This window comes from Roseicyclus amphidinii, assembly GCF_030163755.1.
In the GTDB taxonomy this organism is placed as follows: Bacteria; Pseudomonadota; Alphaproteobacteria; order Rhodobacterales; family Rhodobacteraceae; genus Roseicyclus; species Roseicyclus amphidinii.
Genome location: NZ_JASJOE010000088.1, coordinates 1 through 10,066, shown reverse-complemented (window position 1 = coordinate 10,066; position 10,066 = coordinate 1). Strand labels below are relative to the sequence as shown.

General features: G+C 69.7%; 11 protein-coding genes. 9 read left to right on the top strand and 2 right to left on the bottom strand.

What is annotated here, in order from left to right; all coding sequences use genetic code 11:
- From QQK83_RS17765 to QQK83_RS17730, 8 genes are all read left to right on the top strand, one after another.
- On the top strand, window positions 1-676 hold a 676-nt coding region (locus tag QQK83_RS17765; RefSeq protein WP_284266557.1), incomplete at its 5' end, for a CheB methylesterase domain-containing protein.
- Window positions 677-734: 58 nt separating this feature from the next.
- Complete coding sequence (locus tag QQK83_RS17760) at window positions 735-1,268, top strand: chemotaxis protein CheW (protein ID WP_284266555.1); 534 nt, start codon at window positions 735-737, stop codon at window positions 1,266-1,268.
- A 397-nt stretch (window positions 1,269-1,665) separates the two neighbouring features.
- On the top strand, window positions 1,666-3,453 hold the full coding sequence (locus QQK83_RS17755) for a methyl-accepting chemotaxis protein (protein ID WP_284266554.1): 1,788 nt from the start codon (window positions 1,666-1,668) through the stop codon (window positions 3,451-3,453).
- Window positions 3,454-3,542: 89 nt separating this feature from the next.
- Entirely contained in the window at window positions 3,543-3,956 is a 414-nt protein-coding gene (locus QQK83_RS17750; RefSeq protein ID WP_284266552.1) for a response regulator, read from the top strand.
- A 44-nt stretch (window positions 3,957-4,000) separates the two neighbouring features.
- Entirely contained in the window at window positions 4,001-7,324 is a 3,324-nt protein-coding gene (locus QQK83_RS17745; RefSeq protein WP_284266550.1) for an Hpt domain-containing protein, read from the top strand.
- Between the two features lie 99 nt (window positions 7,325-7,423).
- Window positions 7,424-7,825 carry a flagellar export chaperone FliS gene (locus QQK83_RS17740; protein WP_284266548.1) on the top strand — a complete coding sequence of 134 codons (402 nt, stop codon included), beginning with the start codon at window positions 7,424-7,426 and terminating at the stop codon, window positions 7,823-7,825.
- Window positions 7,822-8,157 (top strand): hypothetical protein, encoded by a 336-nt coding sequence (locus tag QQK83_RS17735; protein WP_284266545.1) that lies wholly within the window; start codon window positions 7,822-7,824, stop codon window positions 8,155-8,157. The genes QQK83_RS17740 and QQK83_RS17735 overlap by 4 nt, the downstream gene beginning before the upstream one ends.
- Complete coding sequence (locus tag QQK83_RS17730) at window positions 8,154-8,372, top strand: hypothetical protein (protein WP_284266544.1); 219 nt, start codon at window positions 8,154-8,156, stop codon at window positions 8,370-8,372. The genes QQK83_RS17735 and QQK83_RS17730 overlap by 4 nt, the downstream gene beginning before the upstream one ends.
- 24 nt (window positions 8,373-8,396) lie before the next feature.
- On the opposite strand, the gene QQK83_RS17725 is transcribed toward QQK83_RS17730, so the two are convergent.
- Both QQK83_RS17725 and QQK83_RS17720 read right to left on the bottom strand, forming a co-directional pair.
- The gene (locus QQK83_RS17725) at window positions 8,397-8,603 is read right to left on the bottom strand and encodes a hypothetical protein (protein ID WP_284266542.1); all 207 of its coding nucleotides are present in this window, start codon (window positions 8,601-8,603) and stop codon (window positions 8,397-8,399) included.
- Window positions 8,604-8,666: 63 nt separating this feature from the next.
- Complete coding sequence (locus QQK83_RS17720) at window positions 8,667-9,176, bottom strand: flagellar basal body-associated FliL family protein (protein WP_284266539.1); 510 nt, start codon at window positions 9,174-9,176, stop codon at window positions 8,667-8,669.
- A gap of 150 nt (window positions 9,177-9,326) precedes the next feature.
- Here QQK83_RS17720 and QQK83_RS17715 point away from each other — a divergent pair, with 150 nt between their 5' ends.
- On the top strand, window positions 9,327-9,905 hold the full coding sequence (locus QQK83_RS17715; RefSeq protein ID WP_284266537.1) for a hypothetical protein: 579 nt from the start codon (window positions 9,327-9,329) through the stop codon (window positions 9,903-9,905).
- Window positions 9,906-10,066 lie beyond the last annotated feature (161 nt).

Genomic DNA, 10,066 nt, shown 5'->3' with positions numbered 1-10,066 from the left:
CGCCGCGCGGCCGTCCGAGCCGCCGGTCGCGCAGCCCGCCCTGCCGAGCGCGGCGCATCTGCCCGCGGACTGGGTCATCGCCATCGGCTCTTCGACCGGCGGCGTGCAGGCGCTGACGCGCATCCTGCCCGAGTTCCCGGCCGACACGCCCCCCATCGTGATCGTCCAGCACATGCCCGAGGGCTTCACCGCGGCCTTTGCGCGGCGACTGGACGGGCTTTGCCCGATGCAGGTGCGCGAGGCCGCCGACGGCGACACGCTCGAGCGCGGCCGCATCCTGATCGCGCCCGGCGGGCTGCGGCACATGCAGCTTGTCACCGCGGGCGGGCGTCCGCGCGTGGCCCTCGTCGAGGGCGACCCGGTGTCCTACTCGCGCCCCTCGGTCGACGTGCTGTTCACGGCGCTGGCGCGCGTCTGTGCGCCCCGCTGTTCCGCCGCGATCCTGACCGGCATGGGCAGCGATGGCGCGGCGGGCCTTCTGGCGATCCGCCAGGCGGGCGGGCGCACCTTCGCGCAGGACGAGGCCAGTTCGCAGATCTACGGCATGCCGGCCCGCGCCTGGGAGAGGGGCGGGGCCGAGGACCAGGTGCCGCTCACGCAGATGGTGCCGCGCCTGCTCGGTTCGGTCCGGGCCGGCCTTGCCGCCGGCTATCCCCGACAACCCGCCCTGCCATGACACATGCGACCCCAGGCCGACCGCGGCCCCACAGCACAGCCTCCGAAAGGAATGACCCATGACCCAGACCGACACCCAGACCGACCCCAAGGCCGCGGCACAGACCGATGCCGCCGACATTCACGGCATGGCCGACAGCGGCATCGACACCATGTACCTGACCTTTCCTGTCGGCGAGGAAACCTATGGCGTGCCCATCGCGCTGGTGACCGAGATCGTCGGAATGCAGCGCGTGATGAGCGTGCCGGACGTTCCCCACTACGTGCGCGGCGTCATCAACCTGCGCGGCAAGGTCATCCCCCTGATGGATGTGCGCCTGCGCTTCGGCATGGCCGAACGGCCCTATGACGACCGCACCGTGGTGATCGTGCTCGAGGTGGGCAAGGCCCCGATCGGGCTGATCGTCGACGGTGTCTCCGAGGTCGTGGACATCCCCAACGACAAGCTCAACCGCAGCGCCGGCTACGGGGCCGACGGCCAGAGCGTCGTCAGCGCGCTCGGCCATGTCGGCGAGCGCGTGGCGATCCTGCTCGATGTGCCGGTGCTCGTGTCCGACGTGGACGTGGCCCAGCCCCAGCTGGCCGACGCCTGAGACGACACGCGGCCATGGCAGCGACACAGAGGAGACCGGTATCATGACGACGAGATCCCGCAGCGGCAGCGGCAACAAGGGCGGCACGGGCGCAAAGCCCCGCACCCGGCGCAGCACCACGGCTTCGACGCGCGTGACCGGGGCCTCCGGTGACGCGCGAGCCCAGGCCGCCGATGCCCCCCTTTCCGGCGCAACGGACGTGCCCGCGCCGGAGACAACCGCCGGTCCGGCAAGCCCCGCGACCACGCCCCCCGCGACCACGCCCCCGGCGGCTGACACCGCCCCAGCACCGACCCCGCCCGCCGACCCCGAGGAGCGCCCGACGGCCTCCGGGGGGGACGCATCCCCAGACCCCGCAAACGCCCGCACCACGGACGACCAAAAGAGGACAGAACCGATGACCGCGCAATCCAGGCCGCAAGCCGACAAGGACACGCTTACCGTCTCGGGCGCCATTTCCAGCGCCGAGCTGCTCGACCTGATCATGAACCCGATCATGATCGCCGACGGCGATTACAACATCCTGTTCGTGAACAAGGCGGGCTACCGCATGTTCGACGAACTCGAGGACGACATCCGCAAGGACCTGCCGAGCTTCCGGGCGCGGGACGTGGTCGGCAAGAACGTCGACATCTTCCACAAGACCCCGCACTACCAGCGCCGGATCATGGACAACATGTCCGAGCCCCATAACGGTGGCTTCACCATCGGCGGGCGGACGCTCGGCTTCACGGCCTCGCCGCATTTCGTCTCCGGCAAGCTTGCGTCCGTCATCGTGGAATGGCGCGACGAGACCGCCGCCATGGCCGACCGCGAGCGGGTCGCCAGCAACCAGCGCCAGTTCGACCGCCTGCTGTCCGAGATGACCGCCATGTCGAACGCCCATGACGCGGGCGACATCGACGTGTTCATCGACACCGCCGGGCTCGACCTGCCCGAGATCGAGGCCGCGGCCGAGCTGGTGAACCGGATGGTGCAGGAGCACATCAACACCAAGAAGCGCGCGATGGCAGTGGTGGCCGAGTTCGGCAAGGGCAATTTCGATGCACCCTTCGAGCAACTGCCGGGCAAGAAGGCCTTTATCAACAACGTGATCGAGACGGTGCGCGGGAATTTCCGCAGCCTGACCTCGGAAACCGTGCGCCTTGCCGACGCGATCGAGAACGGCAAGCTCGACACCACGGTCGACATCTCGAAGTTCGAGGGCGACTACCGCACGATCCTGCAATCCTTCGAACGCGCCTTCTCGAGCCTGAACGTCTCGGTCTCGGTCATCGCCGAGCAGGTCGACCAGGTCGCGCAGACCGTGGACCAGATGACCAACTCGAGCCAGGCGCTGTCCTCGAACGCGCAGATCACCTCGTCCTCGGTGGACGAAGTCTCGTCCTCGGCCGAGGAAACCGACGCACAGGTCAAGGCCAATGCCGCCGCGGCCGAGAAGGCCTCGAAATCCGCCAGCAGCGCGGCCGAATTCGCCGCCAACGGCGCGGAAAAGGTGCGCGACATGGTCGCCGCGATGGACGGCATCAAGGTCTCGTCGCAGGATATCGCCAAGATCATCAAGGTGATCGACGAAATCGCCTTCCAGACCAACCTGCTGGCGCTGAACGCGGCGGTCGAGGCGGCCCGTGCGGGCCAGCATGGCCGCGGCTTCGCGGTGGTGGCGCAGGAAGTGCGCAACCTTGCCGGTCGCTCGGCCAAGGCCGCGCGCGAGACCTCGGACCTGATCGAGGATGCATCGGGCCGGGTGAACGCCGGTGTCCGCATCGCCGATGAAACCCGCGAGGCCTTCAGCCGGATCACCGACGAGATCAGCGAGGTGAAATCCATCGTCGAAGAGATCGACCGCGCGTCCGAGGAACAGGCCCGCGGCGTGGCGCAGATCAGCCAGGCGATCGGCGATATCGCCAAGACCACGCTGTCGACCAGCCAGCAGGCAGACGAGCTGGCCTCGACCGCGGCGCAGATGAACGCGGCGACCCAGCAGATGCGCGCACAGGTCTCCAAGTTCCAGCTGCGCCGCACGACGGCCCACCCGTCGCAGGCGATGTCGATGGACCGGATGTCGCCCGACATGATGGCGCAGCTGCAAAAGATGTTCGCCAACGGCTCCGCCCCGGCGGCGCGCGTGAACGGGGCCAATGGCTCCATCGACAAGGACGGCCGCGGCTACGGCCCGTTCTGATCTCTCACCACGGCGCCGGGCCTGTCCCGGCGCCGCCCCTCCCGCAAGTTCCGAACCAACCCTGTCTGACCAGACCCGAGGATAAACCCATGGCCTACAATGTGATGGTCGTTGATGACGCCGCCATGATGCGTCTTTATATTTCCAGCTTTCTCAACAGCTTGCCCGATTTCAAGATGGTGGCCCAGGCCTCCAACGGCAAAGAGGCGCTCGACAAGCTGGCGCAGACCCCGAATGTCGACCTGATCCTGCTCGACATCGAGATGCCCGTGATGGACGGGCTCGAGTTCCTGCGCCACGCCAAGCTCAAGACGCGGGCCAAGATCTGCATGCTGTCCTCGGTGACGGTGGCGGGCTCGCCGCTGGCGGCGAAGGCGCGCGAACTGGGCGCCGATGGCGTCGTGGCCAAGCCCTCGGGCACGGTGTCCCACGACCTGCATGAAAAGACCGGTGACGAGCTTGCGCAGGTGATGCGCAGCCTGATGGCGAACGTGGCCGCCTGACGGCACCGCACCCCGGCCACCCCCAGCACGAGAACGAGGCGACCATGTCCGACGAAATGGATGAAATCTGGGAACTCTATGCCGATGACGGCAGCCAGGCCCTTGACGCTATGGAAGCCGCGCTCGAGGCCCTGATGGCCGGCGGCGACGATCCCGATCGGCACGTGGCTGCCCTGTTCCGGGCGGTTCACACCTTCAAGGGCAACTCGCGTGTCCTGGGGCTGTCCGTGGTGGAAAGCCGGGCGCATCTCTCCGAGGACCTGATCGGCCTCGTGCGGGATGCGGGGGTTCTGCTGACCGCCGAGATCCTCGATTGCCTTATGGAGGCGGGGGACCACCTGCGGCGGATGCTCGACGAGACGGCGCAGACGCGCGCCGACGTGGACCCGACCCCCTCCGAAGGGCTGGCCGAACGGCTGCGCGCGCTCATCGCGCGGCTGGGTGACGGCGAGGAAGGCGCGGCAGGGGACACCGCAGAGCACACCGCCGAGGGCGGAACGCCCGACCCCGAGGCTGCGGCGGAGCGTGAACCCGAGGCCGAACCCGAGCCGGAGCCGGAGCCGGAGCTGGAGCCGGAGCCGGAACGCGCGCCTGATGCCGAACCTGCCGCGGTCGCCGAGGACGGCGCCGACCCCGAACCGGCGGCCCAGCCGGACGAGGGAGCGGACGGGGCTTCGGACGGGGCTTCGGACGAGGAGTCGGACGAGGAACCGGCCCAGACGGGCCGCCTGAAGCTCGACCCGCAATTCGAGGCGATCTTCCTCGACATGGTCGACGGCACGCTTGCCGATCTCGACGCCCTGCGCGGCGGTGATGCCGGGCAGATTGAGCAGGCGCGCATCAAGGCCGACGGGCTGTCTTATGCCGCGGGGCAACTGGGGCTGACGGTCTGGACCGCGACACTCGCGCCCGCCGCCGCCGAAGGGTTCGACGCCTCGGCGCTCGACATGATGATCGAGCGGCTGAAAGGGCTGCGCCAGGTGCAGTTCGGCGGCGGCGGGGACGCCGGTTTCGCCGAAGATGACGATCCTTTCGCCGCGTTCGATCGTGACGCGGAGGACACCGACGATGCCGAGCCCGAAGCGGTCGCGCCGGACGCCGTGCCCGCGTCCCCCCCTGCCGCGACGGCCACGACGGCCGCGGCCGCGCCCGCCACCGCATCCGAGACCGACAGGGCCATCGAGGCCCTCGGTCCCCTGCTGCGGCGTGTCGCCGACCTCGGCCTTGCCATCGAGGGGCAGGGCAAGATCGACCGCGCCGCGCTGCGTGCGCTGGCCGGCGATATCGAGAAGACGGCGGCGGCGCTGGGCTACGTCCGCGTGGCTCAGGCGGGCTTGGGCTTTGCCGATATCGCCTCGGCCTCGGAATACCGCATGGCGCAGATCCGGTTCTACGAGGAACTGGTCGCCGTCGAGCGCAGCCTGCCCGCCGAGACGCTGGACCGGCTCGGCCTGCGGCCCAGCGCGCTTCTGGCCAGCTGGGCGGCCGACAATGCCTTCGAGATCCTCCAGCGCCTGCGCGACGGGCTCGAGAACGACACCCGCGGGCGCGGCGCGTCCTGGTTCCCGGATTTCGAGCTGCTGATGCGGCAGGCCTTCCATGCCTGCAACCATTTCCAGGTCGAGACGGCCGGTCAGCTCACCATGTCGCTCGTGGACCTGTTCTCGCGGGTGCGGCTGGAGGGCAAGGCGCCCGACGTCATCCTGATCCAGATCGCGCTCGGCTTCATCGACACGATGGAGCTGGTCTTCGACACGCTCAACCAGGGCGATATCCCCGACATCGCGCGCATCGAGCAACTGTTCGAGGAGGCGGCAACCGTCAGCTTCCTGGCCAGCGGCGTGGTGACCGCGCGGGTGATCGAGGAACGGCTGGGGCTTGGCCCCGAGTTCCACCGCGTGCTGTCGCCAGAAAGCGTGCGCGCCGCCCAATCGGCGATCGAGGCGGGGCTGAAATTCTTCGTGATCCGTGCCGACCTCAACAACGACGACAAGATGGCCGAGGCCTTCCTGCACTGGTTGTCCGCCGGCAAGATCCGGATGATCACCAACGTGACCGTCTTCCAAGGCGACATCACGCTGTTCGATTTCCTCGTGGCCGCCCCCCTGGCCGAGGATACCGTCGTCGAGGCGATGGTCGGCATGGACCCCGCCGGGCGCAACCTGCAGCTTCTGCAGACGCTCGAGGCCAAGCCCGAGGACGGACAGGCCCCCGGAGCGGCGGGCGATGTCACCGGGCAGTCGTCCGACGCGTTGCCCATGGGGCTCGACACCATGCGCTTCATCGAGACCATCGGCGAGATGTCGGCGGGCCAGTCGATGATCGGCACCATGCTGGACGAGCTGGCCGCGGTCGACCTGGTGCGCGACCTCGATTTCGCCGTGCGCCAGGCCGGGATGCCCCGGCCCGATCCGCGGCTCATGGGGCTTTTGCGGGATCACTTCGAGGCGCACCAGGCGCGCCTGCGGCAGATCGGCGAGGCGCAGAGCCAGCTGAACAACCAGCTTGCCGAGCTGCAGGAACAAAGCGTCGCGCTGCGGTCGCGGCCGGCCGACGTGCTGCTCAAGCCGCTGCAGACCTTCTTCTCGACGCAGACCCGCGCCGCGGGGCTGAACGCGCGCCTGTCGGTCGCGGGCGGCGAGGTGATGATCGACCAGAGCATGATCGACCAGCTGCGCGGTATCCTGCGCCAGCTGTTGACGCTGCGCCTTGCCGCGGACCCGGCACCGCGCAAGATCCATGTCTCGGTGTCGCGGCAGGAGGATCACATCCGCTTCGAGCTGTCGGACGACGGCGGCGCCGAGGCGGGCGAGCTTGAGATCGCCGCCATCGCGCGCGACCTCAAGGCCGACCGCGCCACGCTGCGCCGGGTGGTCCGTCCCGAGGGCGGGCTGCGGCTGCACCTGAGCATGCCGCTGCACATGATCGCGCTCGAGGGCATGGTGGTGCGCGTTGGCGCGATCCATTACGTCCTGCCGATCGAGGCGATCCAGCGCATCCACCAGGGCAGCGCGCAGATGTGCATCTCGGCCGCCCGCGGGCGGCGCATGGTGCGCCTGGGCGAGGACGAGCTTGTCCCGATCCGCCCGCTGGCGCGCAGCGCCGACAGCGCCGACAGCGCCGGTGGCGGACGAGGGGCCGGCCAAGGGCAGGGCGAGGGGCAGGAAGGGCTCTACGTCATCGTCCATTCGGACGAGGACACGAGGCTTGCGATCCCGGTGGACGAGCTTCTGGGGCAGCAACTGGTGCTCCTGCGCCCGTTGCAGGGCGTTCTGGGCCACCTGCGCGACGTCTCGGGCGTGGCGATCCTGTCGGGCGGCGACGTCGGCGTGGTCGTCTCGGTCAGCCGCCTCGCCGAGGCGGCCTGAGCAAGGGAAAACGCTAACAGTCCGGGGCGTTTGGACGTTCTTTCTCCTGAGCAAGACGCCCGAACGACCCCGGAGCGCCCCCGTGCAAGAGGTTCCCCCATGACGATGTCCTACGCCCGTTCCCGCTACCGCCAGGCCGACGCGGTCGGCCAGCCCCGGATCGAGGACCCCCACGCCGTCATCGCGGTCACGTTGACCGAGCTGGAGCGCGCGCTGGCCGTTCTCGTGGCGGCCCAGCAGGCCGGGCGCAGCATGCCCGGCGAGCCCTGCACGCGGGCGCTGACGGCGCTCTACATCCTGCAAAGCAGCCTCGATTTCGAAAAGGGCGAGGATATCGCGCTGGGGCTGTTCGAGCTTTACGAATACGCGCGCCTGCAGGTGCTGGCGGCGATGCGCAACACGGCCGAGGCCAAGGGGCTGGCGGCCGCGCATGGCGCGATGGGCGACATCCTCTCGGCCTGGCGCGAGATCGCGCCCGCGGCCAAGGCAGGCGGTGCATGAGCGCCGATTGCGCCATCATCCGCATGACCCGCGTGGCCCGGTCCGCCGAGCTGCGCCGCATCTGCGCCCAGCTCGATCTTGCGGTGACGCAGGGCGACATGGCACGCGTCGGGGCGCTCGAACACGCGGTGCGTAACGCGGTCATGGCGATGGTGGGCGACGGGGCCCCCTCGGGGCCGGAAGCGGCCGAAGAGCTGTCGGCCCTCGAGGCCGCACTGGGCGTTTTGCACGGCGCTGTCGGCCGCTTGCAGGAGGTGCAGCGCCGCGAGATGCGGAAGAATGGCGCGCGCAAGCTCTACCTAGCCCAGGCGGGGCGGAGGGCGCAGCCATGACGCGCCGTCCCGATTGCAGCACCTGCACCAGGCTGCGGGGCTTCTTCAGCGTCGCCTTGCCGCTGATCGCCCTGATCTACCTGCAGCCCGAGACCGCGCTGCGGATCGCCGGGCGGTTGCCGGATGCGACGGTGATCGGCTGGGGGATCGCGCTTTGCGTGCCGCTGGCCTTCGGGCTGCGTTACGCCGCGTGGCGCAGGGCAGGGCGCCGATAGGCGCGGCCCACAGGGGTTTCGGGGTCAGGGGCGTGCGCGCATCCGCTCGGGCGGCAAGGGGCGCGTCATGCCCAGCACGCGGGGCATCGTGCCCAGGAAGGCCGCCAGCGGCATCCGGCGGCGGCGCTCGGGCTCACCGTCAGGGTCGCAATAGACGATCTCGATCTCGACCGGGTCATGGGTGCCATGGTGGCTTGACGCAGTGGTGAAGTCGGTGGGCAGTAGGGTCATCTTGGCCTCCGTCTGGATGCTCCGGGTGCTGCAAGAACCGTGCCGGGCGGGGCATGCCCCGGCTCAGCGCGAGGCGTAACTGACGATGAAGACCTCGCGGATCGGCCTGCCATGGCCAAGCGCCTCGAAATGGTCGTTCAAAAGGGTGCGGGCGGCGCCAGGGAGCGCCTCGCGCAGGTGGAATTTGCCGGGGTCCGCGATCTCGATGGTGGCGGCCAGGTCGAGGATCATCTGCGCCAGCCGTGCCTGCATCGGCGCGAAATCGTCGCGCAGCACGGCGCGGACCTCTTCCTCCTGCGCATCTTCGGCAGACACGCCCATCTCGACCCGGAGGCGTCCGTTGATGTCCTCTTGCGCCACGATGATCGGGTCGCGCATGGCGACATAGCGCGGCGGGGCGGGCGGGGCAGGCGGCTCGGCCGCGCCCTCGGGCGGCAGGCTGCTGGCGGCATCACGGGTGGCAAGCACATCCGTGGGCAGCTGCATCACCATCGCGCCCGCACCGAGAAACCCCAGCGACAGGACGAGGGCAAGGGCGGCCGGGGGCAGCAGGGACACGATGGATACCGTCATGGCGAAAGTTTCGCACAGCGCGCAGGAGCCGACACGCGTGCCGAAGTTACCGCGCGATATCTTTGGAGATCGCGCTAAAGCGGCGCGCGCGGGTGCCGTTGTCCCACGTGACCCGGCGCTTCTCGCGCCTGACCAGATACGCGGTGTTGCATGCCCGATCCGCTCAGACCCTCCCCCCTGTCACCTGCGCTGCGCCGGTTGGCCGCGCGTGCCGGTGCCGCGCTGGCGCCCGGAGCGCGCCGTGACGCCCGCGCCGAAAGCGCGGCGGATCACGTGGTGATCGAGGGCACTGCCGAACCGGTCGGGCCCAGCGGATCGGGTGCCGGCATCACGGGGGCCGCCGCCTATCGTGCCGCGGCAGGGCGCAGGGACCGGGCGGAGGACGCAGTGCCGCCGGACGCTGCGCGCGATGACCGCGACACGGGGGGCTTTCGCCTCGTGGCGGCGCCGGTCGATCTGCGCAACGGCGAGATGGTCGAACGCTTCCTTCCGGACATCCTTGGCCGGGCGCTGGCGCGCGGCTGGGTCGATGCCGAGTTCCGCGGCCGCCTTGTCGAGGACCCCAAGGCGCTGCTGCTGGATCACGGCGTTCACCTGCCGGGGTCGATCTGGATCGAAACCCAGACCGGGCCGAACCAGCGCCCGATGATCGTCGTGCATGAACGCCAGCCTGACGGCCGCCTGCGGCGGCTTCTCTATCTTCAACTCGTGATGTTGGCCGGAAAATGACCCTGCACTGTCGACACCGCGCGGGCGCCGCGCTGATGGCCTTTGCGGCGATCTGTGGCCCCGCCTGGTCCGAGGCCCCGCGCGGCTCGGATTTCGCCGCCGCCATGGCCGCGATCGAGGCTGGCGACGCCGCGACCGCGGTCGCGCTGTTCGGCGATCTG